Consider the following 25,800-nt stretch of genomic DNA (forward strand, 5'->3'; position numbering starts at 1 on the left):
AGTGGCCACGCAGCCGCAGATCCACGGCCACGCCGACGAACGCTACGGGCGGGTGGCAGACGTCTTCCGCACCAACTTCACCGACCGGGGGGAGGTCGGCGCGGCGGTCACCGTCTACGTCGGCGGTCGCCAGGTCGTCGACCTGTACGGCGGGACCGCCGACCCCCGTACCGGCCGGCCCTGGACGGCGCACACCCCGGTCGTCGTCTACTCCTGCACCAAGGGCATCCTGGCGGTCTGCGCCTACCTGCTGGTGCAGCAGGGCCGACTCGACCTCGACGCGCCGGTCACCCGCTACTGGCCCGAGTTCGGCCAGCACGGCAAGGCCGACATCCCGGTGCGCTGGCTGCTCACCCACCAGTCCGGCCTGCCCGCGCTCGACCGCCCGTTGACCCTCGACGAGGTGCTCGCGTGGGACCCGGTGATCGCGGCGATCGAGGCCCAGGCCCCACTGTGGCAGCCGGGCACGGCGCACAGCTACCACCCGATGACCTACGGCTGGCTGATCGGCGAGGTGATCCACCGGATCACCGGTCAGCTGCCCGGGGCGTACTTCCGCGACGCCCTGGCGGCACCGCTGGGCCTGCGGACCTGGCTCGGGTTGCCGGCGACCGAACGCGACACGGTCGCCTGGAACCTCGCCCCGCCGCCCGACCCGGAACCGTTCGTCGACCCGGTGGCCGACCGGGGGATCACCATGGGTGGCGCGTTCGCGTTCCCCGCCGACGACGCCGGCCTGGTCAGCTTCAACGACCCGGCCATCCAGGCCGCCGGCATCCCGGGCGCCGGCGCGGTGAGCACAGCCGACGGACTGGCCCGCCTCTACGCCGCGTGCGTGTCTCCGGTGGCGGGACCGCCCGTGCTCGACCCGGCGTCGATCGACGACGCGACGGTCGTGCGGTCCCGGGGCCAGCAGCGGCACGGACCGCCGGACACCGGCCAACGCTGGGGCAGTGGCTTCCTGCTGCACTCGCCGCCGGCCCGGCCGTTGCTGTCCGAGCGCAGCTTCGGCCACGACGGTGCGGGCGGCAACCTCGGCTTCGGCGACGACGCCCACCAGGTCGGCTTCGGTTACGTGGTCAACCAGATGCAGGGCATGGGCGACGAACGCGCCAACCTGCTGACCGCCGCGCTGCGGTCCTGCCTGGACGACTGACCAGCCAGGTAGGACACCCCACACAACTCGCACCCCGGACCCCCGGGACCCCCGGACCCCGGACCCCGGACTCCTTTGCGCCCCGGGCACCCCGACGATCGGGGCACCCGGGGCGCACGGCTGTCCCAGTCGCGACGGCCCGCCCACCGCCCACCACACCGCGCTCGTCGCCCGCCCCCGCGCCCACCACCCGTCGCCCGCCCCCGCGCCACCACCCGTCGCCCGCCCCCGCGCCCACCACCCGTCGCCCACCCCCGCGCCACCACCCGTCGCCCACCCCCGCGCCACCACCCGTCGCCCGTCCCCCTCCGGCCATCCACCCTCCGACCACCGGTCCTCCGGGGGATGCGTCGGTCGTGGTGGGGAGGGTGGGCGCTGAGTGCATTCAGCGGAGCGCCTGGCATTGATCGCCTGCTGTCGATGACGACCGCGTAACAGGTTGGAAACCCGGCGGGACGTCGGCGTCGGCGGGTCCGCCGTCCGGTCGCAGCCCGGGGGTGGTGGGCGGGCCGCCGTCGCCGTGTTCACCACGGAAGTGACCCCGCGCCGGCCCGGCGGGCGGGACGCCGGTGGGTGGACAAGTCGGAGACGCCCGTTACGAGACCGTGACGTCCGGATTTCCGAGGGGGTGTTGACGGGGGCGATGTGAGCGCTAACACTACCCCGAAAGGTGACAGGTGGTCCCCGCAGTCGGCGGGAGTTCCGGAGAGGAGAAACCTGTGCGCAGGAAATTCCTGGTCGCGATCGGCGGCGCGGCACTGGCGTTCAGCCTTGCCGCATGCAGCGGCGGGGGAGCGGGTAGCGGGGGCGACAGCAGCGACAAGAAGCCCGCCGATCTGACCATCGGCGTCTCCATGCCGACCCAGACCTCGGAGCGGTGGATCGCCGACGGCAAGGCGGTGAAGGAGAAGCTGGAGGCCAAGGGCTACAAGGTCGACCTCCAGTACGCCGGTGACGACATCCCCACCCAGTCCCAGCAGGTCGACCAGATGATCACGCAGGGCGCGGACGTCCTGATCATCGCGGCGATCGACGGCACCGCGCTCAGCGGCCAGCTGGACGCCGCCGCAGCGGCGAAGATCCCGGTCATCTCCTACGACCGGCTGCTGCTGGGCAACAAGAACGTCGACTTCTACGTCAGCTTCGACAACTACAAGGTCGGCGTCGCCCAGGCGACCGCTCTGCTGGTCGGCCTCGGCCTGCAGACCAAGGACGGTGGCAAGGGCACCGCCACCGGCCCGTTCAACGTCGAGCTGTTCGCCGGCTCGCTGGACGACAACAACACCCAGTACTTCTGGGGCGGGGCGATGGACACCCTCAAGCCGTTCATGGACAACGGCACGCTGAAGGTCAAGTCCGGCCAGACCCGCATCGAGCAGGCGGCGATCCTGCGCTGGCAGCAGGAGACCGCGCAGAAGCGGATGGAGGACCTGCTCACCTCCGGCTACAACGACGGCACCGTGGTCAACGGGGTGTTGTCGCCGTACGACGGGATCTCCCGGGGCATCATCACCGCCCTGCAGAACGCCGGCTACGGCAAGGGCGCCAAGAAGCTCCCCGTGGTGACCGGCCAGGACGCCGAGATCGCCTCGATCAAGCTGATCAACGACGGGGTGCAGAGCTCCACCGTCTTCAAGGACACCCGGCTGCTCGCCGAGCAGGCCGTCATCGCGGCGGAGGCGTTCCTGCAGGACAAGCAGCCGCAGGCCAACGACACCACGACCTACAACAACAAGATCAAGGTCGTCCCGGCGTACCTGCTGCCGATCGAGACCGTCTACAAGGACGACATCACCAAGGTGCTCGTCGACTCCGGTTACTGGTCGGCCGAAGAGGTCGCCGCCGGTCAGGCCAAGAAGTAAGCCGGTCGTCGGGCGCGGCGGTGACCGACCGCCGCGCCCGACGCATCGCAAGCCCGCCTCAGGCTTCGACGATCAGGACGCTGACCATGGACGACACCATCCTCGAGATGCGACGCATCACGAAGACCTTCCCCGGGGTGACCGCGCTGGCGGACGTCTCCCTCGCGGTGCGCCGGGGGGAGATCCACGCCATCTGCGGCGAGAACGGCGCCGGCAAGTCCACCCTGATGAAGGTGCTCTCCGGGGTGCACCCGACCGGCTCGTACGACGGCGAGATCGTGCTGGACGGCAAGCCGATGAACTTCCGCGGCATCCGCGACAGCGAGTCCCACGGCGTCGTCATCATCCACCAGGAACTCGCCCTGGTGCCCTACCTCTCGATCGCCGAGAACATCTTCCTCGGCAACGAGCGGCGCGGTCCGGGCGGCCTGATCGACTGGAACCGGGCCAACGCCGAGGCCGCCGAACTGCTCGCCTCGGTGGGCCTGTACGAGAACCCGGTCACCCCGGTCATCCAGCTCGGCGTCGGCAAGCAGCAGCTGGTCGAGATCGCCAAGGCGCTGTCCAAGAAGGTCCGGCTGCTCATCCTGGACGAGCCGACCGCCGCGCTCAACGACATCGACTCGGCGCACCTGCTCGACCTGCTGCGCCGGCTGCGCGACCAGGGCATCACCAGCATCCTGATCTCGCACAAGCTCAACGAGGTCACCGCGATCGCCGACGCGACCACGGTCATCCGGGACGGACGCACCGTGGAGACCCTCTCCCTGGCCTCCGGGGAGGTCACCCAGGAGCGGATCATCCGCGGCATGGTCGGCCGGGACCTGGACAGCTTCTATCCCGACCGGGTCTCGTCGCCGGGGGAGGAGGTGCTGCGCATCGAGAACTGGAGCGTGCGGCACCCCACCCAGGACCGGCTCGTCGTCGACGACGCCAGCCTGGACGTCCGTGCCGGCGAGGTGGTCGGCATCGCCGGTCTGATGGGCGCCGGTCGTACCGAGTTGGCGATGAGCCTCTTCGGCCGGACGTACGGCCGGGACATCCGGGGTCGGCTGTTCGTGCGCGGCCGGGAGGTCCGGGCGCGCACCGTCGCGGAGGCCATCGAGCACGGCATCGCCTATGTCACCGAGGACCGCAAGCGCTTCGGCCTCAACCTCATCGACGACGTGCGGCACAACGTCTCCGCCGCCGCCCTGGGCCGGCTCGCCCGCCTCGGTTGGGTCAACGGCAACGAGGAGATCAAGGTCGCCGAGCAGAGCCGGCGGGACATGAACATCAAGACGACAAGCGTGATGGCCGTGGTGGGCAAGCTCTCCGGTGGCAACCAGCAGAAGGTCGTGCTGTCGAAGTGGCTGTTCACCAATCCGGACGTGCTGATCCTCGACGAGCCGACCCGGGGAATCGACGTCGGGGCGAAGTTCGAGATCTACACGATCGTCAACCGGCTCGTCGCCGAGGGTAAGGCGGTGATCCTGATCTCCTCGGAGCTGCCGGAGCTGCTCGGCATGTGCGACCGCATCTACACCCTCGCCGCCGGCCGGATCACCGGCCAGGTGCCGGTGGCCGAGGCGACCCAGGAGAACCTCATGGATCTGATGACGAAGGACAAGGAGCGCGTGGGATGACCAGCGTCAAGACCTCATCGCCGCCGTCCCCGCCGCCGGCCGACAAGAGTCCGGGCGTCGCCCTGCACGCCGGCACCAGCGACCTGCGTGCGCTGATCATGAACAACCTGCGGCAGAGTGGCATCTACGTCGCACTCGTCGTCATCGTCGGGTTCTTCGCCGTGCTCACCGACGGGGTGTCGCTGAGCCCCGGCAACATCACCAACATCGTCCTGCAGTACTCGTACATCCTGGTGCTGGCGATCGGCATGGTGATCATCATCATCGGCGGTCACATCGACCTGTCGGTGGGCTCGGTGGTCGCCCTCACCGGGGCGGTCTCCGCCGTGCTGGTCATCCGGGAGGGCTTCCCGTGGTGGGTCGGCATCCTGGCCGCGGTGGCGGTGGGCGTCGCGGTCGGCGCGTGGCACGGCTTCTGGGTGGCGTACGCCGGTATCCCGGCCTTCATCGTGACGCTCGCCGGCATGCTGCTGTTCCGCGGCCTGACCCTGCGGGTGCTGGACAACATCTCGCTCTCCCCGTTCCCTGCCGACTACCAGCAGGTCGCGGCCGGCTTCCTCAACGGGCTGCTCGGCGGGGACGGCTTCGACGCCTTCACCCTGCTGATCGGCGCCGTCGCGGTGGCCGGGTACGCGGTGAGCGGCTTCCGGACCCGGGTGGCCCGGGTCCGCTACCAGCAGCCGGTGGAGTCGTTCCCCCTGTTCGTCGCCCGGGTGGTGCTGGTGGGCGCGGTCATCATGTACTTCGCCTGGCAGTTGGCGCACGCCCGGGGCCTGCCGATCGTGCTGATCATCCTGGCCGCGCTGGTGCTGGTCTACGGCCTGCTCACCCGGCGTACCGTCTTCGGTCGACAGGTCTACGCGATCGGCGGCAACCTCTCGGCGGCGACCCTCTCCGGGGTCAAGGTGCGGACGGTCAACTTCTGGATGTTCGTCAACATGGGCTTCCTGGCGGCGGTTGCCGGGGTGATCTACTCCTCGCGCTCCAACGGCGCGCAGCCCGCCGCGGGCAACATGTTCGAGCTCGACGCGATCGCCGCCGCGTTCATCGGTGGCGCGGCGGTCACCGGTGGGGTCGGCACCGTGATGGGTGCCGTGGTCGGTGGTCTGATCATGGCGGTGATGAGCAACGGGATGCAGCTCATGGGCGTCGACCAGTCCATCCAGTCGGTGGTCAAGGGCCTGGTGCTGCTCGTCGCCGTGGCCTTCGACGTCTACAACAAGCGGCGTGCCGGCGCCTCCCGCTGACCGGTGACGCGGCACCCGCCCGCGTCGTACCCCTTCGCCCGGACGCCCCGGGCCGCGTCGGAACGGTCCGACGCGGCCCGGGGCGTTGGCATTTGCGCCCGTCGATCGTGTCAACGCTGTTTCAGCTTGACGAGCATCATGTTATCGCTCACAGTCTATGGATAGCTGAAGCCGTTCCCGCAGCGGCTGGTCGGCACCCCCGACCTGTCGCTGTACCGCGTCGTGCGCCATCGCGGACGCGCCGCCGAGGTGAACGTTGACATCGGCAGGCTTCGAACAATGCGACGACGGTGGCCCCGGGCCGGACCCAGGGCCCCCGTCGATCGACCGTTGGTGAGGGAGGGTCATGGTAGCCATGGGAGAGGTGCCGATCGCGGTCCGGCGACGGCGCGGCTGGTGGTCACGGGTCGTCGCCGCCCTGCTGACGCTGCTGGTCGGCGGTGGTCTCGTCGTGGTCCAGTCGACCGGCGCGGCGGCGGCGACGGTGGACACCACCGCCTGGTACGTGCTGGTCAACCGCAACAGCGGCAAGGCGCTGGACGTGTACAACTTCGCCACCAACGACGGCGCGCGGATCACCCAGTGGACCCGCGGCGACGGCACCAACCAGCAGTGGCAGTTCGTCGACTCCGGCGGCGGCTACTACCGGTTGAAGTCGCGGCTCTCGGGCAAGGTCCTCGACGTCTACAACCTCTCCACCGCCGACGGCGCGGCGATCGTGCAGTGGACCGACGGCAACGGCACCAACCAGCAGTTCCGGCTCGCCGACTCGGCCGACGGCTACGTCCGGCTGCTCAACCGCAACAGCGGCAAGGCGGTCGAGGTGCAGAACGCCTCCACCGCCGACGGCGGCAACATCGTCCAGTACTCCGACTGGGGTGGCACCAACCAGCAGTGGCAGCTCGTCCGCGTCGACGGCGGCAGCACCCCGACCACGCCGCCACCCACCACGCCACCGGCGAGCGGCTCGTTCACCAACCCGGTGGTGTGGCAGGACTTCGCCGACGTCGACATCATCCGGGTCGGCGACGCGTTCTACCTGTCCGCCTCGACCATGCACTACTCGCCGGGCGCCCCGATCCTGCGCTCCTACGACCTGGTCAACTGGGAGTTCGCCGGGCACTCGGTGCCCAAGCTCGACTTCGGCGCGAAGTATGACATGTCCGGCGGGCGGGCGTACGTCAACGGGATCTGGGCGTCGACGCTGAACTACCGCCCGAGCAACCGCACCTACTACTGGGCCGGCTGCATCGACTTCGCCAAGACCTACATCTACACCGCCGCCGCCGTCGACGGGGCCTGGAACCAGCACTCCACCATCAACAAGTGCTACTACGACGCCGGCATGCTGGTCGACGACAACGACACCATGTACGTCGCCTACGGCAACAGCCAGATCAGCGTCGCGCAGCTGTCCGCCGACGGCAAGAGCGAGGTCCGCAGCCAGCAGGTCTTCTCCACCCCGTCGAGCGTGGGCACCCTGGAGGGGGCCCGGTTCTACAAGCGCAACGGCAGCTACTACATCTGGCTCACCCGGCCGGCCAACGGCCAGTACGTGCTGAAGTCGTCGAGCCCGTTCGGCCCGTACGAGATGCGGCAGGTGCTGCTCAACATGCCCGGCCCGATCTCCGGCGGCGGCGTGCCGCACCAGGGCGGTCTGGTGCAGACCCCGGCCGGCCAGTGGTACTACATGTCCTTCGTGGACGCCTACCCCGGTGGGCGGGTGCCGGCACTGGCCCCGATCACCTGGACCGCCGACGGCTGGCCGCAGATCCAGACGGTCAACGGCGGCTGGGGCACGTCGTACCCGAACCCGCTGCCGACCCGACCGGTCAAGCCGTTGACCGGCACCGACACCTTCAGCGGCAGCACCCTCGGCCCGCAGTGGGAGTGGAACCACAACCCGGACAACACCAAGTGGTCGGTGAACAACGGCCTGCGCCTGCAGACCGCCACCGTCACCAACGACCTCTACAGCGCCCGGAACACGGTGACCCACCGGATCCAGGGGCCGACCTCCACCGCCACCGTCGAACTCGACTACTCGGCGCTGCGCGACGGCGACCGGACCGGGCTGGCGGTGCTGCGCAACTCGTCGGCCTGGATCGGCGTCCGCCGGGACAACGGCGCGACCCGGGTGTCGATGACCAACAACCTCACCATGGACGGCAGCTGGCGGACCACCAACACCGGTTCGGAGATCGCCTCCGCCCCGGTCAGCGGGGGACGCATCTGGCTACGGGCCACCGCCGACATCCGGCCCGGCTCCGGCCGGCAGGCCCGGTTCTCCTACAGCACCGACGGCACCAACTTCACCGCCCTGGGTAACGCGCTCACCCTCGACAGCAACTGGCAGTTCTTCATGGGCTACCGCTTCGCCATCTTCAACCACGCCACCCAGGCCCTCGGTGGCACCAGCACGATCCGCCAGTTCCAGCTGACCACCCCCTGACCCACCCGGTCGCGGCCGGCAGACGCCGGGGCCGCCCGTACCGTCGGACCGCCCAGCGGACCCGGTCGGCACGGGCGGCCCCGGCGGCCAGGCTCCGGTTCGTGCCGGCTCCGGGTTCGTGCCGGCTTCGGTTCGTGCCGGGCTCCGGTCCGTGCCGGGTTCAGGGGCAAACGGAATGGGGCTGCCCCGATCGGGGCAGCCCCATTCGTCAGGCCGCAGGTCCGCCGCCGTCTCGCCGGCGGTGGCGGACCTGCGGCCGGTCCAGGCCAACCGCTACTGGTTGGCGACGATCCGCCACCGGTTGTCCGCGCTGCCGTTGTCGGAGTCCTGTACGGCCTGGGCGCCCTGGGCGGTCGAGCCGTTGAGGATGCCGAGCAGCTTCCCGCTGTTGACGTTGCGGATCTTGTAGGTGCCGTCACCCTGGTTCAGCAGGACCCAGCGGTGGTCGGCGGTGCCGTTGTCCGCCCACTGCAGGACGCGGGCGTTGTCGGCGGTGGACATGTTCTCCACGCCGAGGACCTTGCCGCTGTTGACGTTGCGGAACCGGACGGCGTCGCCGTCGGTCACCACCACCCAGTTGTGGTCGGCGGTGCCGGTGTCACCCCACTGGAGGGCGAGCCCGCCGTCGGCGGTGGACATGTTCTGGATGCCGAGGACCAGGCCGCTGCCGACGTTGACGAGTCGCGAGCTGGCACCACCGGGGTTGCTGCCACCGCTGGTGTTCCAGTAGACCGTGTAGTTGAAGCCGTGGGCGTCGTAGAACGGTCCGAGGTTGACCGTGGAGCCGTTCGCGGTGGCGGTGAACGCCAGGGTGCTGGTGCTCGTCCGGGTCACCGACGAGGCGTTCAACGACGGCAGGGCGCTCAGGCCGGTGTTGCCGTAGTTGCCCGCCAGCACCGCCGGGCCGTACATGAGGGCCGCGACGTTGGCGTTGTCGTTGCTCGGCTGCACGACGACCTTCATCGGCAGCCGTACGGTGACGGTGTCGCCGGCCGCCCAGGTGCGGGTGACCGTGGCGTAGCTGCCGGGGTTGGTGGCGACGCTCTGCGTCTCGCCGTTGACGGCGATCGTCGCGCCGGTGGCCCAGGCCGGGATGCGGACCCGGATGCTCCACGAGCCGCTCATCGACCCGGAGAGGGTGAGCGTGCTGGTGTCGCTCGCCGGGTAGCTGGTGCTCTGGGTGACCGTGATCCCGCGCTGCGACCAGGTCAGCACCGACGGAACGAACAGGTTCACCGTCAGCGTGGTGTCGTTGTAGAAGTAGATCGAGTCCATCAGCTTGGTGTTGGCCTCGATGCCGGTGCCCTGGCAGCACCAGAACGAGTTGTAGTCGGTGCTGAAGGTGCCGCCGCCCCAGGCCGGCCCGACGCCCCGTCGGCCACCCGGCTTGAGCGGGGTGAAGTAGGTGACGTGGCCGTGCCCGTCGGCCGGGTTCTGCGCGCCGACGACATGGTTGAGCAGGGCACGCTCGTAGAAGTCGAAGTACGCGACCCGGTTCGGGTCGAGCAGCCACAGCTCCCGGGTCAGCTTGAGCATGTTGTGGGTGTTGCAGTGCTCGCAGGTGTCGTTGGTCAGGTACCCGGCGATCGCGTTCGGCGGCCGGAAGTGCTCGGCCTGGCTGTTGCCGCCGATGACGTAGGTGTGCGCGTTGACGGTCATGTTCCACGCGTTGCTGGCGATGTCCCGGTAGCGCGTGGTGCCGGTCGCCTTGAACTCCCGCGCCGCGCCGATCCACTTGGGCACCTGGGTGTTGGCGTGCTTGCCGTTGAGCTGGTCGGAGTTGCTGGCGAGCGGGTTGAACACGCCTGCGTGGTCGAACCGCTGGGCGACGGTCAGCCAGCGCCCGTCGCCGGTGTGCTGGTAGATGTCGGTCAACGCCTCGTTCATGCCGCCGAACTCGGTCTCCAGCATCGACTGCATCTGGTTGTAGCTCAGCCGCGACGTGCGGGTGTCGACCCAGCCGGCCAGCGCCAGCAGCACCGAGCGGGCCTGCGTGTTGCCGATGTAGCGCCACACGTCGAGCAGCCCCATGAGGGTCTTGTGGATGCAGTAGTAGGGCACGTTGCCGTTGGACAGCGTGCGGGCCTCCAGGGCCGAGAAGTCCGACTCCGGGAAGCCGGACAGGTAACCGGCGGTGAATCCGGCAGCACCGTTGTTGGCCTGGCACTTCGCCAGCTCGGCCACCATGTAGTTCGCCTTGTCCCGGCAGGTGGTGTCGCCCAGCACCGCGTACGCCTGCGCCCAGGCGGTCAGGAAGTGCCCCTGCATGTGGGTGCGGAACGGGAACGACGGCGCGTCCCAGCCACCGTTGGAGGCGGCGTTGTTGGTGCCGAGGCGGTGGTTGGCCCGGAAGTTGCGGAGCATCCGGTCGACGTCGACGAACCGCAGGTAGCTCAGTGTCCGGTTCTGGTTGTCCAGCAGCCGGCCGGCGGTCAGCCGGACCTGCCCCAGCTCGAACGGGTACGCGGAGACACCGAGGTCCGATCGGGCCGGGGGGACCACCAGCGCCGCGGCGGCCGGCCCGGATCCGAGTAGGGTGCCACCCGCGGCGGAGACGAGCGCGGTGGCGCCGGCGGCCTGGAGAAGCTGGCGTCGGTTGAGGGACGGGGACATGGGAACCTCCAGTGGACCGGATCACGGGCTGGCGCCCGTCCGGGTGAGTAGTGGGTGTCGGTGGTGGGGTGCCGGCCCGCCCCGGTGGGGCGGAGCGGGCCGGCGCGACTGTCAGCCGCGCGACGGGGTCACGCGGGGGTGCAGGTCAGGTCGGTCGGTGGCTGGTTGCTGCCGGTGGTCGAGCTGATATAGCCGACGGTGGTGGAGCCGCCGGCTCCGAGCTGCCCGTTGTAGGCGGCGTTGGTGACGGTCACCTGGTTGCCCTGCTGGGTCAGGGTGCCGTTCCACGCCTGGGCCACCGTCTGCCCGCTGGGCAGGGTGAAGCTCACCCGCCAGCCGGTGATCGGGGCGGACCCGTTGGTGATGGTCAGCTTGCCCTCGAAGCCGCCCTGCCAGGTGTTGACCACGGTGTTGGTGGCCGCGCAGGTCGTTCCGGAGGGGGTCGTCGGAGCCGGCGTCGTCGGGGCCGGGGTCGTCGGGGTGGGGGTGGGGGTCGCGGTGGGCGTCGTGGTGGGCGTCGCGGTCGGGGTGGGCGTCGGGGTGGTGCCGCTGCCGTTGAACTGCCACCAGTTGACGTTGAACAGGGTGCCGCTGCCGCCGGTGAACCGCAGGTACATGTCGTGGGTGCCGGTCGCGCCGGACACCGGGCAGGAGACGGTCTGCCAGTTCTGCCAGCCGCCGGTGACCGGCACGGAGCAGCTCGCCACCCGGGTGCCGGTGGTGCTGTCCAGCCGGACCTCGATGGTGCCGCCGCTGCCGGCCGAGGCCACCCGGGCGTTGAAGGACGTCGCACCGGTACCGAAGCCGACCCCCTTGACCTTGATGTAGTCGCCGTTCTCGATGAAGCCGACGTTCATCCCGCCCTCGCTGGACGCCTCGGTCTCGATGCCGGAGCCCCAGGCGATCGTCTCGGCCTCCTGCCGCACGTACGGGTTGAGCGTGCCGATCTGCGGTGCGCCGGTGCTGCTCATGTTGATCGTCGGGATGGTGCCATTGGTGCCGTAGGTGAACTTCTCCACCGCGACCGACCGGGTGTAGCCGCCACCGCCGGGCAGCGCGCCGTTGTGGTAGAAGAAGTACGACCCGCCGTTGAAGTCGACGATTCCGGCATGGTTGGTGAAGCTGCCGCCCTGGCGGGGCATGACCGTGCCCCGGTAGGTCCACGGCCCGGTGGGGCCGGGCGCCGTGGAGTAGCCGATGAACTCGCTGCAGCACTCGGCGGCGAAGACGTTGTAGTAGGTTCCGTTGCGCTTGAAGACCCAGGGGCCCTCCTCGTAGAGGGTGGGTCGGGTGGCGTTGCCGTTGCGGGTGCCGTATCCGGCGGTGGTCAGCGGAATCTTGGTGACACTGCCGGAGTACGAGATCATGTCGGCGTTCAGCTTGACGTACCACAGGTTGGGGTTGCCCCAGTAGAGGTACGCCTGCCCGTCGTCGTCGATGAAGACGGTCGGGTCGATCTCGCCGTTGGCCGCCAGCGGGCGGCCGATGGCATCCCGGAACGGGCCGGTGGGGCTGTCGCTCACCGCCACCCCGATGGCCATCGAGTTGGTCGACTTCGCGGTCACCGGCACGTACCAGTAGAACTTGCCGTTGCGGGCGATGACCTGGCCCGCCCAGGCGTCCGCCTTCGCCCAGCTGAAGGTGCCGACGTTGAGCGGCGAGCCGTGGTCGGTCCAGTTGACCATGTCGGCGGAGGACCAGACCCGCCACTCCTTCATGGTGAACCAGGTCGAGCCGTCCTCGTCGTGGCCGGTGTAGAGGTACACCCGGCCGTTGTGCACCAGCGGGGCCGGGTCGGCGGTGTAGATGTGCTGGACGATGGGGTTGTCGGCCTTCGCGGTGCCGGCCGGGAGCAGGGTCGAGACCAGGAGCAGGGCCGTCAACCAGGCGAAGGAGCGCCGCAGTCGGGTCAGGGGTGGCAGTGCGGGTTTCACCAGTACCTCCCAGTATGGGCGATGCGTGTCGTGGGGCGTCACGCCTCGGTGGCCTGCCCGGACTCCGCCGACGCCCCGGCCGGTGAGCCGGTGCTGTCGGGACTCGTCCGGACTGCCCGCCGTGCGGGTACGCGGGTGTGGCGTCACGGTCGGCGATCGCGCTCCCGGCCTGCCAGGGACGGCACCGCAGTCGGCGCGCGGTCGTGTCAGGACCCCACGGTGGCGGTGGACGACGTGCGCCGGGGGATCCGGGTGTGTCGAGGTGTCGATGCGACCCGGCGGCGCGCAGCGTCCACGGAGGTGCCCGGAGGTGTCCCACCGACGTCGCCCGTGCCCGCACTCCGCTCCGCCGCCCGGATCCCGGGGGTGGAGCGGGGGAGGCGTGCCCTTCGCTCCCGCGGCCGACGGTATCTTGTTATCGTTAACACCCGCAAGCCATTGACGTTCGTTGGTTACGCGGGCGTCATCGGGGTCCCCCTGCGGGCCCGGTCCGCCGGGCGGGAGCGACGGGTGATCCACCCGCCGCCGGGGGTCAGCGCACCAATCGCCCGGTGTCCGGTCCGCCGCGCCGGACCAGCCAGGCCTCGGTGATGTGGGTGACCATGGCCGCGGCGGCGCCGTCCGGGTCGTGGGCCGCGATGCGCTCGTAGATGCGCCGGTGTCCCCGGTTGGAGGCCACGCACAGCGCCCGTTCGGAGCGGCCCATGTAGCGGGCGGTGTTGACCACCTGGCTCTCCAGTGACCGCACCACGCCCCTGGCGATCCGGTTGCCGGACGCCTGCATGATCACGTCGTGGAACGCCCGGTCGTGCTCGTGGTAGGCGACCTGGTCGTCGACCAGCTCGTCCATCCGGTCGACCAGGGCACGCAGCCGGTCGACGGTCTCCTGGTCGGCCAGCCGGGCGGCGACGTTGGCCATGTCGGACTCCAGCACCCGCCGGGTGGCCACCAGGTCGTCGAGAATGGTCAGGCTGTCGTCCTCGGCGATCGTCGCGGAGAGCACGAGTTCGTCGAGCATGTCCCACATCGACGGTGGGGTGACGATGGTGCCGCTGCCCTGGCGGACCTGCACCAGGCCCTTCTCCTGAAGGATCTTCACGGCCTCCCGGACGACCGTGCGGCTCACCGAGAACGCCTCGCACAGCGCCGGCTCGGGAGGCAGTGGGGCGCCGGGCGGGTGAACTCCGCGTACGATGCGTCCCACCAGTTCGGCGGTGACGGCGGTCGCGAGGTTGGCGGGTCGTCGTGCCCAGCTCGGGGGCGTTGCCGTGTTCAGGGTGATCTCCCGTGCCGTCATGTCCCCTCCAGTGGATTCCGCGGACCGCGCCACGACCTGCCTGCGGCGAATTCTACGTCCCAGTGTTGACGTCATACGTCATACGAGTTACTTTCTCGTCAATCCAAGTGTCTCGATTCAGCGGGGTCGGCCGACGTCGAAAGTGAGCAGCGATGAAGCACCGAGCAGTGTGGTCAGCCGTTCTCGTCGCGGCATTGGCGCTGGCCGGCTGCGGGAGCGCCGGCGGGACGCGTTCCCCGTCCGGCGGGGCGGACGGGAAGCTGGTCGTCTGGGACTGGAAGTCCGGCGAGGCGTCCGCCCGGGCGTACCTGGAGAAGGCGAAGGCCGACTTCGCCAGGAAGCACCCCGACGTCACCGTCGAGTTCGTCGCCCAGCCCTTCGAGCAGTACTACACCCTGCTCGGCACGGCGATCCAGGCCGGCAAGGGGCCGGACGTGATGCTGTTCAACGGGGGCGGCCAGATCCGGGACCGGGCGGACGCGCTGCTGCCCCTGGACGAGTACCTCACCGACGACCGGCAGCGGCTCGCCGGCTGGGACGCGTTCACCAAGGACGGCAAGACCTACGCCGCCCCGGTGACGCTGCAGGGCCACCCGATCTACTACAACCGGGCTCTTTACGACAAGGCCGGCCTCGACCCCGCCAGCCCCGCCACCACCTGGTCGAAGTTCCTCGCCGACTGCGCCACCATCACCCGGCAGACCGGCGCGAAGTGCCTCGCCCTCGGCAACAAGGAGGGCTACGGCATCCAGTTCTTCCTCTCCGCCTTCGGCTCCGGCGTGTTCAGCGCGCAGGAGTACGACGACTGGATCGCCGGCAAGCGGGACTGGACATCGCCGCACGTCAAGCGGATCTTCGCGCTCTGGAAGGAGGCCCAGGACGCGAAGCTGAACAGCGACGGGGCGAACTCGACGGCGATGTTCAACGACTCCTTCGCGATCTTCCAGTCCGCGAAGGCCGCCCACGTCATCGGGCTGATGTCGGACGTCGGACACTGGAAGGACTTCAGCGAGTTCCTCACCGCCGAGAAGCTCGGCGTGATGCGCGCCCCCGTCGTCGTACCCGGGGCCACCCCGAGCCTGCCCTACGACGGCGGCATCGGCTACGGGGTCGCCAGATGGACCAAGGACCCCAGGGTCGCCGCCGACCTGGTGCGTTCGCTGACCTCGACCGACGCGCTGAAGTCCTTCTACGCCGACGCCGGGGCGATCGCCGCCGACACCACCATCGACGTGTCCCAGGGCGGCCCGGCCGTGGCCACCATCGTCGCCGACCTCAAGGCCGGCAAGCCCGCCCTGCACGTGGCGCTCTCCTCCAAGACCCTGGAGCTGATGGGCCGGCTCTCCCAGCAACTGCTGAGCGGCTCGATCAGCGTCGACGAGGCGGTGAAGCAGCTGGCCGCCTCCGATCAGGCCGGCTGACCCCGTGCCGGTTCCCGAGGCGGTACCGTCGGTCCGTCCGGCCCCGACCGGCCGGGCCGGCGGGACGCCGCCGAGATCCGTACCCCCCGCCCCCGCCGTCTCGCGGCGCGGCCGGGGTGGCCGCCGGGCGGAACGGCTCGCCCCCTTCGTGCTGCTGGCCCCGGCCCTGCTGATCCTCGCGCTGCTGCGGTTCTGGCCGCTGCTGCTCGGGGTCAACTTCTCCTTCACCGGTGACGGCGACCGTGACGGGCTGATGGTCGGCCTGGACAACTACCGGGAGCTGCTCGGAGACCCGCTGTTCCGGGACGCGCTGGGCAACGTCGGGCTGCTCGTGCTGCTGCTGCCGGTGGCGGTGGCGATCCCCGGCCTGCTCGCGACCCTCATCTACCTGCGGGTCCCCGGGCACCGGCTGTACCGCAGCGTCTACTTCTTTCCGGCCGTGCTGTCCCCGGTCATCGTCGGGGCCATCTTCAACCTGCTGCTCGCCTTCGACGGCCCGCTCAACGCCCTGCTCGGCGGGGTCGGCATCGGGCCGGTGGACTGGCTCGGCGACCCGGACGTGGCGATGTTCGTCGTGGTCGGGGTGCACGTCTGGGCGACCTTCGGGATGGCGCTGGTGGTGTTCCTCGCCGGCTTCGCCACCCTGGACGCCTCGCTGCTGGACGCCGCCCGGGTCGACGGCGCGTCGCTGCCCCAGACCGTCCGGCACGTGATCGTGCCCAGCCTCGCCCGCACCATCCAGTTCGTCTTCGTCACCACGATGATCGGGATGCTGACCTCCATGTTCGGCCTGCTCTACGTGATGACCAGCGGCGGCCCGGAGGGGTCGACCTACCTGCCGGAGTACTACATCTGGATCCAGCAGGGCCAGATGAACCGGCCGGCGCTCGCCTCGGCCGCCTCGACGGTGCTCTTCCTCATCATGCTCGTGGTGGGGCTGCTGCAGATCAGCCTGCTCCGGCGGGCGGTGAGGGAGGCGTGATGTCCCGTGTCCGGTGGGGTCGGTGGCTGCTGGCCCTGCCGATGGCCGTGCTGGCCCTGGCGACCGTCTACCCCCTGGTCTTCACCGCCAACGTGGCGATGAAGACCCGCCGCGACTACGTCCTCGACCGCTTCTCGCTGGTGGACTCCCTGCGGTGGGACAACGTCGCGGCGGCGTGGAACAGCGTCGGGATGGCCCGCTACCTGACCAACTCGGTGGTCGTGGTGACGGTCTCGGTGCTCCTGCTGCTGTTGTTCGGGTCGATGGCCGGCTTCGCGTTGAGCCAGCTGCGTTTCCGGGGTTCGTCGGTGCTCTTCCTGTGCTGCCTCGCGGCGCTCTTCGTGCCGTTCCAGGTGATCATGGTGCCGCTGGCGCGGATCATGTCCGACGCCGGTCTCGTCGACACCTACCCGGGGCTGGTGCTCGCCTACGTGGCGCAGTTCCTGCCCTTCACCATCTTCCTGATGACCAGCTACTACCGGACCATACCCCCGGAGATCATCGACGCGGCCCGGATCGACGGCAACGACGTCTACGGTGTCTACCGGCGGATCATGCTGCCGCTGGGCGCCCCGGCCCTGCTGTCGGTCGGCATCCTCAACGCGCTGTTCTGCTGGAACGACGTACTGATCTCGTTGCTGCTGATGCCCTCGGCCGAGCACCGGACCCTGATGGTCGGGGTGACCTCGCTGCGGGGGCAGTACTCCGCCGACATCCCCACCTTCGCCGCGGGGGTGCTGATCGCCGCCGTACCCGTGCTGGTGATCTACCTCTTTCTCCAGCGTCAGATCGCCGACGGTGTCGCCGCCGGTGCTACGAAGGGCTGACATGCGGATCACCGGATACCGGACCCTGACCACCGTGCAGGAGTGGGGTCGGCCCGTCGGCGACGCGAACGGCGTCTTCACCGACGGGGTGACCACGGTGCCGATCATCGTGGTCGAGACCGACGAGGGCATCACCGGGGTCGGCCTCGGACCGCACACCGACCTCGAACGGATCTTCGCCGCGATCGACGGCGAGGACCCCCGCGCGGTGACCACCCTTTACGACCGGATGCTGCGGCAGACCTTCAAGGCGGGCCACGCCGGCACGGTGTTCGGCACGATCGGGGCGTTGGACACCGCGCTGTGGGACATCAAGGCCCAGTCGGCGGGGCAACCGCTCTGGCGGCTGCTGGGCGGACGCGACCGGCGGGTGCCCGCGTACGCGTCCGGCCTCGACATCGGCCTGGACGACGACGAGCTGGTGGCGGCCTACACGGTCTACGCCCGACACGGGCTGCGGGCCGCCAAGCTCAAGGGCGGCCTGGACATCGAGCGGGACCGGCACCGGCTGCACGTGGTCCGGGACGTGCTCACCGAGGCCGGTCGGGGGCAGCGCCCCGGCCTGATGCTCGACGTCAACGAGGCGTGGACCCGCAAGCAGGCCGTCCGGCACGTCGGCGAACTCGAACGTACCCTGGACCTCGTCTGGATCGAGGAACCCGTCCGACGGTGGGACGCCGAGGGCCTGGCCGTCGTCGGTCGCGGTATCCGGGCGTCGGTCGCGACCGGGGAGAACCTCACCGGCCTCGAACAGTACCGGCCGCTGATCGCCGCGGCGGCGGTGGACATCGTGCAGATGGCCGCGGTCTGGGGGGTCACCCACTTCCTGCGGGTGGCCGCCCTGGCGCACGCCTACGACCTGCCGGTCAGCCCGATCGGCAACAGCCCCGTGGGGCTGCTGCACGCCGCCACGTCGGTGCCCAACCACCTGGTCAGCGAGCTACAGGACCTCCGGCCCCCGGTCGGGATCACCCGTGACCTGTACGTCGAGGACGGGGCGTTCGTCCTCGGCGACACACCGGGCCTGGGCGTCACGGTCGCCGAGGAGGAGATCCGTACCCATCCCCGCCGTTCGGACGTGCCCACACCCGACGGACCCAACGTGCGGCCGGAACGGGCCGGACGCCGGCTGCTGGCGGAGAACGACCAGATCGTCGCCGGGCCGCAGCGGTACGTCACGCCGCTGCCCGGCACCCCGGCGCACCACCACGACGGCCTGCCGTCCGCCGTCAGGAACTGACCCCGACCCACGAGGGAGTACGCATGCAGGCAGTGGTCTGCCACCGCGCCCGGCACCACCGGCCCGACGAGCTGGTGGAGGCACACCGGTGAGCGCCCTGTTCGACCTGTCCGGCCGGACCGCCGTGGTGACCGGCGCACGCCGGGGCATCGGGCTGGCCATGGCCGAGGCGCTGGCCGTCGCGGGCGCCGACGTGATCGGGGTCTCGGCGCAGCTGGAGGCCACCGGCAGTGAGGTGGAGCGCCGGGTACGCGCGGCGGGCCGCTCGTTCACCGCGTTGCGCGCCGACCTGGCCGACCGGGCCGCGGTCCGCCGGCTCGTCGGTGACCTGCACGACCTCGGCCCGGTCGACATCCTGGTCAACAACGGCGGCACCATCGCCCGTGCCCCGGCGGCCGAGCACCCCGACGAGATGTGGGACCACGTCATCGAGGTGAACCTGACCAGCCAGTTCGTGCTGAGTCGGGAGATCGGCCGGGCGATGGTGGCCCGGGGCCACGGAAAGATCATCTTCACCGCGTCGCTGCTCAGCTTCCAGGGCGGCATCACCGTCCCCGGATACGCCGCCTCCAAGTCCGGCATCGCCGGGCTGACCAGGGCGCTGGCCAACGAGTGGGCGGCGCACGGGGTCAACGTCAACGCCATCGCCCCCGGCTACATCGCCACCGACAACACCCGGGCGCTACGCGAGGACCCGGAACGCGACCGGGCCATCCTGGCCCGCATCCCGACCGGCCGGTGGGGAAACGCCGACGACCTCGCCGGCGCCACGGTGTTCCTGGCCTCCCCGGCGTCGGACTACGTCAACGGCATCGTCCTGCCCGTCGACGGCGGATGGTTGGGCCGATGAGCGCACCGCCCGGCACCGTCGACGCCCACCACCACCTCTGGGTCCGGGCCCGGCACCCGCAACCCTGGATCGACCCGGCCACCATGGCCGCCATCGACGCCGACTTCACCCCGGCCGACCTGGCCCGGGTCACCCGTCCCGTCGGGGTCACCGGGACCGTCCTGGTGCAGGCCAACTCCACCGAGGCGGAGACGGTGGACCTGCTGGGCGTCGCCGCCGACGATCCGCTCATCCGGGGGGTCGTCGGCTGGCTGGACGTCACGGCCCCGGACGTCACCGAACGACTGGGCCGGCTGCGGGCGGCGCGCGGCGGCCACCTGCTGGTCGGCGTCCGCTACTCCGTGCAGGACGAGCCCGACCCGGCGTTCCTCGACCGGGTCGACGTGCGGCGGGGGATAACCGCGGTGGGCGCCGCCGGTCTCGCCTTCGACCTGTTGGTGCGGCAGCACCAACTGGGCGCGGCCGGTCGGCTCGCCCGCGACCTGCCCGAGGTGCGGTTCGTCCTGGACCACCTCGGCAAACCGGCGCTGGGCGGGACGGACCTCGACGGGTGGGCCCGCGACCTGCACGCCCTGGCGGGCGCGGCCAACGCCACGGCGAAACTGTCCGGCCTGGTCACCGAGGTGCACCGGGCACCGTGGACACCGCAGGACCTGCGCCCCGCCGTCGAACACGCCCTCGACGCGTTCGGCCCGGACCGGTTGATGTTCGGCTCCGACTGGCCGGTCTGCCTGCTCGCCAGCTCCTACCCACGCTGGGTCGACACGCTGGCGGGACTGCTGGACCCGCTCGGCGACGATGAGCGGGCGGCGATCTGGCGGCACACCGCCCGGCGGGTCTACCGACTGGAGCCGTCGTGAACGCCCGCCCGCTGCCGCGCCGACCGGCGGTACGCCTCACCGCGCTGGGCTTCGGCGCGGCGCAGGCCGGCAACCTCTACCGGGCCACCACCGACGAGGAGTTCACCGCCGCCGTCGACACCGCCTGGGCGGGTGGCCTGCGCTACTACGACACCGCACCGCACTACGGGCTCGGCCTGTCCGAACGGCGGCTCGGCGCGGCGCTGCGTACCCGGCCGCGCGACGAGTACGTGGTGTCGACGAAGGTCGGGCGGTTGCTCGTACCGTCGCCGCAGGACGCCCACCGGCGCGACCCGGAAGGCTTCGACGTGCCCGCCGACCACCGGCGGGTCTGGGACTTCAGCCGCGACGGCGTGCTCCGTTCGCTGGAGTCCAGCCTGGCCCGCACCGGCCTGGACCGGATCGACGTCGTCTACCTGCACGACCCCGACGACCACTGGGAGCAGGCCGCCACCGAGGCGGTGCCCGCCCTGGTGGAGCTGCGCGACCAGGGCGTGGTGGGGGCCATCGGGGCCGGCATGAACCAGTCCCACCTGCTCACCCGGTTCGTCGAGGAGACCGACGTCGACGTGGTGATGTGCGCCGGCCGGTACACCCTGCTGGAACAGGGGGCGCTGGCCGACCTGCTGCCCGCCGCCGAACGCCGGGGCGTCGGCGTGGTCATCGCCGGGGTCTACAACTCCGGCCTGCTGTCGCAGGACCGGCCCCCGGCCGACGCCACCTACAACTACCAACAGGCCCCACCGGAGCTGATCGACCGGGCCCACCGGATCGCCGACGTCTGCCAGGCGTACGGCGTCACCCTGCCGCAGGCGGCGCTCGCCTTCGTCCGCTCCCCTCCCGCAGTCGTCTCGACGGTCGTCGGCCTGCGCAACCGCGCGCAGGTCACGCAGGCGCTGACCCGCGCGGACGCCGACGTCCCGGCGGCGCTGTGGCCGGCGCTGCGGGCCGCCGGGCTGCTCGACCCGGCCGCGGCGTGATTCCACCGCGACCGGGGGCACCCCACCACCCCACCAGGATTGGAGTCCCACCCGTGTCCGTCCCGACATCACCCGCCCGGCGCGGGCCGGTGCTGGCCGGCCTGGCCGCCACGGCGCTCGCCGCCACGGTCGCCGTGCTCGCCCCGGCCGGTCCCGCCCTCGCCGCCACCACCACCCTCTACGCGTCCCCCGCCGGCAGCGGCACCGCCTGCTCCAGCAGCCAGCCCTGCTCGCTGACCGAGGCGCAGAACGCCGTCCGGTCCCGTACCGCCGGGATGTCCGGCGACATCGTCGTCGAGCTGGCCGACGGCGTCTACCGGCTGGCCGCGCCGCTGCGGTTCACCGCCGCCGACTCCGGCACCAACGGCTACACCGTGACCTGGCGGGCCGCCGCCTCCGCCCGCCCGCAGCTCAGCGGGGCGCGCGCGGTCACCGGCTGGTCGCAGGTCGACGCCGGGAAGAACATCTGGCGGGCGAGCGTGCCCGCCGGGCTGGACAGCCGGCAGCTCTACGTCAACGGCGCGGTCGCCACCCGGGCGCGGACCGCCGTCAACCGGGCCGACTTCACCTTCACCACCAGCGGCATGCGGTTCAGCAACGGCGCGTTGAGCTACCTCAACAACCTGGGCAACCAGAACCGGGTCGAGGTGGAGAGCGTCGGCTCGTTCACCGACCGGTACTCGCCGGTGCAGAGCATCAGCGGCAACTTCCTGACCATGCAGCAGCCGGCCTGGAACAACAACACCTTCGGCTTCGACACCCTGTCCAAGCCGCACCGTGCCGGCCCGTTCTACCTGGCCAACGCGTACGAGTTCCTGGACAGCCCGGGGGAGTGGTACCTCAATCCGGGCAGTGGGCAGCTCAACTACATCCCGCTGGCCGGGCAGAACATGAACAGCGTCAGCGTGGAGCTGCCGCAGCTGTCGTCGCTGGTGAACGTCGGTGGCAGCTACGACGCCCCGGCGCACCACATCGCGTTCAGCGGGATCACCTTCACCGGCACCAGCTGGCTCGGCCCGAGCAGCAGCAACGGCTTCGCCGACCAGCAGACCGGCGCGCACATCACCGGCACCTGGGCCCGCCCGGCCGACGCGCTCACCTCCTGCCAGGAGGGCTGCCCGCTGTTCGAGGCGACCCGGCCGAACTGGAACCAGATGCCGGCCGCCGTGCAGGTCTCCGCCGCCAACACCATCACCTTCGGCGACTCCCAGTTCGTCAACCTCGGGCAGACCGCCATCGGCATCGGCAACGACGCCAACGCGCACGCCAGCGGGGTCGGCCTGGGGGCCAGCAACATCACCGTCACCCGCTCCGAGATCGCCCGCAACTCGGCCGGCGGCATCGTCGTCGGCGGGGTGCGCGCCGACGCCCACCACCCGGGCGACCAGCGGATGACCAACCGGAACATCACCATCAGCAACAACCGGGTGCACGACCTCGGACTGGAGTACCGGGGTGTGGTGTCGATCCTGACCACGTACGTCAACACCTCGCTGGTGTCGCACAACGAGGTCTACAACATGCCGTACACCGGGCTGTCGGTGGGCTACGGCTGGGGCGCCAACGACGCGGGCGGCAGCCAGCACTACGCCAACCGTGGGCTGTACAACTACCAGCCGCGCTACTCGACGGCGACCACGGCGGCCAACAACCAGGTCGTCGGCAACTACATCCACGACGTGATGCAGCAGATGACCGACGGTGGCTGCCTCTACACGCTGTCGGCGAACCCGGGCGGGACCATCAACGAGAACTACTGCCTGCGGACCAACGGCTGGTTCGGGCTCTACTTCGACGAGGGCTCCCGTTACTACACCGCCCGCAACAACGTCTTCTCCTCCACCGGCACCTGGGCCACCGCCAACTACTGGTACGCCGAGAACATGGGCAACTTCACCGTGACCAACAACTGGTCGACCAACAACAGCACCAACGTGACCAACGGTGACCGGGGCAACGTCGTCAACAACAACACCGTGGTCAGCAACAACAGCTGGCCCTCGGCAGCGCAGACCGTGATGGCCAACGCCGGGGTGCAGGGCACCACCAACCCGCCGACGCAGGGCGCGCAGCTCGTCGGGGTGCAGTCCGGCCGGTGCGCCGAGGTCACCGGTTCCAGCACCACCAACGGCACCCAGGCCCAGCTCTGGGACTGCACCGGCGCGGCCAACCAGCGGTGGACCCAAACCGCCAGCCGGCAGTTGATGGTCTATGGCAACAAGTGCCTGGACGCCTCCGGGCAGGGCACCAGCAACGGCACCAAGGTGGTGATCTGGGACTGCAACGGCGGCACCAACCAGCAGTGGAACGTCAACGCCAACGGCACGGTCACCGGCGTGCAGTCCGGGCTCTGCCTGGACGCGAACGCCGCCGGTACGGCCAACGGCACCAAGTTGATCCTCTGGGCCTGCAACGGCGGCACCAACCAGCAGTGGAGCCTGCGCAGCTGACCGGTCGACCACGGGGTGCGCGGGGTCGGGCGGACGGCCCGGCCCCGCGCACCCGACGTCGTTGCCCACCCGGTGTCGCCACCGCCACGTGCGGCCGGTCAGGAGGTGCGGCGGCAGCGGGCGAGTGCGGTGCGCAGCTCGCGACGCAGTGACCGGTCCACCTCGGGTGCGGCGAGCGCGGCGGCGAAGTCCCGGGCCGCCTCGTCCCACCGGCCCAGCCGGGCCAGCGCGGTGCCCCGGTTGTAGCGGGGCACCGGTGCCGCCGACAGCGCGACCGCCCGGTCCAGGTCGGCCACGGCGTCGGCCACCGCACCCCGGTCGAACCGGACGGCGGCCCGGTTCGTCCACGCCTCGACCAGCTCCGGATCGCCGGCCAACGCCCGGCTGAACAGCGCCTCGGCCTCGGCCGCCGCACCGCGCTCCGAGCGGATCAGCCCGAGGGTGCACAGCAGGGCGGGTTCGTGCGGGGCCAGCACCAGCCCGGCCCGCGCCCCCGTCTCGGCGACGTCGAGGGCTCCCCGGCCGAGGTGCAGGTTGACCAGGGCGATCCGGGCATCGAGGTGTCCGGGCTCGATGGCCAGCACCCGGTCCAGGTCGTCGCGGGCCCGCCCGGTGCGGCCCCGCTCCTGCTGGAGCACCGCCCGGTTGTAGTACGCCTCCGGCAGGTGCGGCCCGAGGCGGATCGCGCTGCCGTAATCCCGGATCGCGGCCCGGTGTCGCCCGGCGGCCCGGTGCAGGGCGGCCCGGTCCACGTAGTACTCGCAGTTGTCGGGGTCGTGGCCGATCACGGTGTCGAGTTCGGCCAGGGCCCGTTGCGGGTCGCCCAGCGCCAGGTGGACCTGGGCCCGGTTGTGGCGCAGCCGGGCCACGTCCTGGGGGCGTTCACCGGGGGCGAGCACCGCCGTCAGCCGGGCCAGCCCGTCGTCGATCAGCCGCAGCGCCCGCTCCGGCTCGCCCGCCCGGCTGTCCAGCAGGGCGACGCCCTGCTCGTAGAAGACCGTCGAGAGGAGCCGCTGCCGGGGGTCGGGCACCGTGTGGGCGAGCCGGAGCGCCTCCGCCAGCCAGTGCCGCGCCCGTGCCGGGGCCTGGGCGGCGGCCGGCAGGTGCCGGGCGTACAACATCGCGGTGGCGTACGCGGCCGACATGGTGATCTTCGGATCGTCGGTGACGGTCCGGGTCTCGTGGTAGAGGTCGAGCGCCTCGGTGGCCTGGTCCAGTGCCGCCAGGGCGGTGGCCAGGCCGGTGGTGAACGACCACCAGTGCGGCAGGTCGTCGGCCGGGGTGACCAGGGCACGCCCCTGTCGGGCGGTGCGGGCCGCGTGGTGGTAGAAGCCGCCGGCCAGGCTCTCGCCGAGGGCGGTGCGCAGCGCCGCCGGGCTCAGGTCGACGGCCGGCAAGGCTGGGCCGTTGTCACACAGTTCCAGCCGCACCGGGTACGCCCCGAGTCGGCCGGCCAGCGCGTCGAGCAGCTCGCGGGTGGTCTCGTCGGCCGCGCCGACGTGGACGAACCGGAGCGTGACCGGTCGGCGCAGGGTGCCCGCCCAGGCCGCCACGAACTCGGTCGCGCCGTAGGCCAGGGCGGCGGTGCGTCGGGCGGGGTGGAACCGGATCGGCGCCTCGTCGGCGGCGGCGCGGGCGGCCGGGTCGAGCCGGGGCGCGATGGCCCGTAGCTCGGTGCGGTGCCGGGCGGCCAGCCGGGGGCGGTCCGCGGCGATCCGCTGGAGCAGGTCGGCGACCCCGGCGTACGGCCCGTGGTCACGGTGGCAGTCGTAGGGCGGTGGCTCGTCGGTCACGGTCGGGCCGGCGTCGCCGAGGGCGGGCGCCCGGGGGCGCCCGCCGGGCCGGCAGTTACCAGCACCACTCGATCCAGAGCCGGCGGGCGCCGGACACCAGACGCAGTGCACTCGTACGACGGACGGTCATCTTCTTCATGGGCACCTCCGTGGTCGTCCACTCCGGACTGCGCAGAGCCTAATCCCGATCAAGGGAAATGCGAAGGGCGCT

At 70.9% G+C, this 25,800-nt stretch carries 17 protein-coding genes; 13 read left to right on the forward strand and 4 right to left on the reverse strand.

What is annotated here, in order from left to right:
- Position 1: 1 nt before the first annotated feature.
- The 5 genes from AB0C22_RS08525 to AB0C22_RS08545 all read left to right on the forward strand — a co-directional run bounded on the left by AB0C22_RS08525 (position 2) and on the right by AB0C22_RS08545 (position 8,342).
- The gene (locus tag AB0C22_RS08525) at positions 2–1,156 is read left to right on the forward strand and encodes a serine hydrolase domain-containing protein (RefSeq protein ID WP_219462901.1); all 1,155 of its coding nucleotides are present in this window, start codon (positions 2–4) and stop codon (positions 1,154–1,156) included.
- Between the two features lie 719 nt (positions 1,157–1,875).
- On the forward strand, positions 1,876–3,018 hold the full coding sequence (gene chvE / locus AB0C22_RS08530; RefSeq protein ID WP_357534273.1) for a multiple monosaccharide ABC transporter substrate-binding protein: 1,143 nt from the start codon (positions 1,876–1,878) through the stop codon (positions 3,016–3,018).
- An 86-nt stretch (positions 3,019–3,104) separates the two neighbouring features.
- Positions 3,105–4,643: a multiple monosaccharide ABC transporter ATP-binding protein gene (gene mmsA / locus AB0C22_RS08535; RefSeq protein WP_208566753.1), complete on the forward strand. Its 1,539-nt coding sequence runs from the start codon at positions 3,105–3,107 to the stop codon at positions 4,641–4,643.
- The gene (mmsB, locus tag AB0C22_RS08540) at positions 4,640–5,890 is read left to right on the forward strand and encodes a multiple monosaccharide ABC transporter permease (protein WP_219462898.1); all 1,251 of its coding nucleotides are present in this window, start codon (positions 4,640–4,642) and stop codon (positions 5,888–5,890) included. The genes mmsA and mmsB overlap by 4 nt, the downstream gene beginning before the upstream one ends.
- Positions 5,891–6,236: 346 nt before the next feature.
- Positions 6,237–8,342, forward strand: a complete 2,106-nt coding sequence (locus AB0C22_RS08545; protein ID WP_219462895.1) for a family 43 glycosylhydrolase — start codon at positions 6,237–6,239, stop codon at positions 8,340–8,342.
- A gap of 273 nt (positions 8,343–8,615) precedes the next feature.
- Here the strand turns inward: AB0C22_RS08545 and AB0C22_RS08550 are convergent, their stop codons facing one another.
- The 3 genes from AB0C22_RS08550 to AB0C22_RS08560 all read right to left on the reverse strand — a co-directional run bounded on the left by AB0C22_RS08550 (position 8,616) and on the right by AB0C22_RS08560 (position 14,186).
- Positions 8,616–10,955 carry a beta-L-arabinofuranosidase domain-containing protein gene (locus AB0C22_RS08550; protein WP_357534275.1) on the reverse strand — a complete coding sequence of 780 codons (2,340 nt, stop codon included), beginning with the start codon at positions 10,953–10,955 and terminating at the stop codon, positions 8,616–8,618.
- Between the two features lie 128 nt (positions 10,956–11,083).
- Positions 11,084–12,838, reverse strand: coding sequence for a family 43 glycosylhydrolase (locus tag AB0C22_RS08555; RefSeq protein WP_357534469.1), 1,755 nt, complete (start codon positions 12,836–12,838; stop codon positions 11,084–11,086).
- 583 nt (positions 12,839–13,421) lie between these two features.
- Positions 13,422–14,186, reverse strand: a complete 765-nt coding sequence (locus AB0C22_RS08560) for an FCD domain-containing protein (protein WP_219462891.1) — start codon at positions 14,184–14,186, stop codon at positions 13,422–13,424.
- 152 nt (positions 14,187–14,338) lie between these two features.
- Here AB0C22_RS08560 and AB0C22_RS08565 point away from each other — a divergent pair, with 152 nt between their 5' ends.
- The 8 genes from AB0C22_RS08565 (at position 14,339) to AB0C22_RS08600 (ending at position 23,796) form a co-directional block, all read left to right on the forward strand.
- Positions 14,339–15,607 (forward strand): extracellular solute-binding protein, encoded by a 1,269-nt coding sequence (locus tag AB0C22_RS08565; protein ID WP_219462889.1) that lies wholly within the window; start codon positions 14,339–14,341, stop codon positions 15,605–15,607.
- A gap of 4 nt (positions 15,608–15,611) precedes the next feature.
- Positions 15,612–16,589, forward strand: a complete 978-nt coding sequence (locus AB0C22_RS08570; protein ID WP_357534278.1) for a sugar ABC transporter permease — start codon at positions 15,612–15,614, stop codon at positions 16,587–16,589.
- On the forward strand, positions 16,589–17,416 hold the full coding sequence (locus tag AB0C22_RS08575; RefSeq protein WP_208566746.1) for a carbohydrate ABC transporter permease: 828 nt from the start codon (positions 16,589–16,591) through the stop codon (positions 17,414–17,416). The genes AB0C22_RS08570 and AB0C22_RS08575 overlap by 1 nt, the downstream gene beginning before the upstream one ends.
- A 1-nt stretch (position 17,417) precedes the next feature.
- On the forward strand, positions 17,418–18,656 hold the full coding sequence (locus AB0C22_RS08580) for a mandelate racemase/muconate lactonizing enzyme family protein (RefSeq protein ID WP_208566745.1): 1,239 nt from the start codon (positions 17,418–17,420) through the stop codon (positions 18,654–18,656).
- An 88-nt stretch (positions 18,657–18,744) separates the two neighbouring features.
- Positions 18,745–19,506 carry an SDR family NAD(P)-dependent oxidoreductase gene (locus AB0C22_RS08585; RefSeq protein ID WP_219462885.1) on the forward strand — a complete coding sequence of 254 codons (762 nt, stop codon included), beginning with the start codon at positions 18,745–18,747 and terminating at the stop codon, positions 19,504–19,506.
- A complete protein-coding gene (locus AB0C22_RS08590; RefSeq protein WP_255597622.1) occupies positions 19,503–20,366 on the forward strand; it encodes an amidohydrolase family protein in 864 nt (287 codons plus the stop codon). Before AB0C22_RS08585 ends, AB0C22_RS08590 begins: the two co-directional genes overlap by 4 nt.
- Positions 20,363–21,346 (forward strand): aldo/keto reductase, encoded by a 984-nt coding sequence (locus tag AB0C22_RS08595; RefSeq protein WP_219462882.1) that lies wholly within the window; start codon positions 20,363–20,365, stop codon positions 21,344–21,346. The genes AB0C22_RS08590 and AB0C22_RS08595 overlap by 4 nt, the downstream gene beginning before the upstream one ends.
- Positions 21,347–21,399: 53 nt before the next feature.
- Positions 21,400–23,796 (forward strand): ricin-type beta-trefoil lectin domain protein, encoded by a 2,397-nt coding sequence (locus AB0C22_RS08600; RefSeq protein ID WP_219462880.1) that lies wholly within the window; start codon positions 21,400–21,402, stop codon positions 23,794–23,796.
- A 98-nt stretch (positions 23,797–23,894) separates the two neighbouring features.
- Here AB0C22_RS08600 and AB0C22_RS08605 read toward each other — a convergent pair whose 3' ends face one another.
- Positions 23,895–25,589 carry a tetratricopeptide repeat protein gene (locus AB0C22_RS08605; RefSeq protein ID WP_357534282.1) on the reverse strand — a complete coding sequence of 565 codons (1,695 nt, stop codon included), beginning with the start codon at positions 25,587–25,589 and terminating at the stop codon, positions 23,895–23,897.
- Between the last annotated feature and the right edge of the window lie 211 nt (positions 25,590–25,800).

This window comes from Micromonospora sp. NPDC048894 (assembly GCF_040649765.1).
Classification (GTDB): domain Bacteria; phylum Actinomycetota; class Actinomycetes; order Mycobacteriales; family Micromonosporaceae; genus Micromonospora; species Micromonospora antibiotica.

Coding starts and splice junctions, on each gene's coding strand:
- mmsA (WP_208566753.1), top strand. CDS start 3,105: ATGGACGACACCATCCTCGAGATGCGACGCATCACGAAGACCTTCCCC.
- mmsB (WP_219462898.1), top strand. CDS start 4,640: ATGACCAGCGTCAAGACCTCATCGCCGCCGTCCCCGCCGCCGGCCGAC.
- AB0C22_RS08545 (WP_219462895.1), top strand. CDS start 6,237: ATGGTAGCCATGGGAGAGGTGCCGATCGCGGTCCGGCGACGGCGCGGC.
- AB0C22_RS08550 (WP_357534275.1), bottom strand. CDS start 10,955: ATGTCCCCGTCCCTCAACCGACGCCAGCTTCTCCAGGCCGCCGGCGCC.
- AB0C22_RS08560 (WP_219462891.1), bottom strand. CDS start 14,186: ATGACGGCACGGGAGATCACCCTGAACACGGCAACGCCCCCGAGCTGG.
- AB0C22_RS08565 (WP_219462889.1), top strand. CDS start 14,339: ATGAAGCACCGAGCAGTGTGGTCAGCCGTTCTCGTCGCGGCATTGGCG.
- AB0C22_RS08575 (WP_208566746.1), top strand. CDS start 16,589: ATGTCCCGTGTCCGGTGGGGTCGGTGGCTGCTGGCCCTGCCGATGGCC.
- AB0C22_RS08580 (WP_208566745.1), top strand. CDS start 17,418: ATGCGGATCACCGGATACCGGACCCTGACCACCGTGCAGGAGTGGGGT.
- AB0C22_RS08590 (WP_255597622.1), top strand. CDS start 19,503: ATGAGCGCACCGCCCGGCACCGTCGACGCCCACCACCACCTCTGGGTC.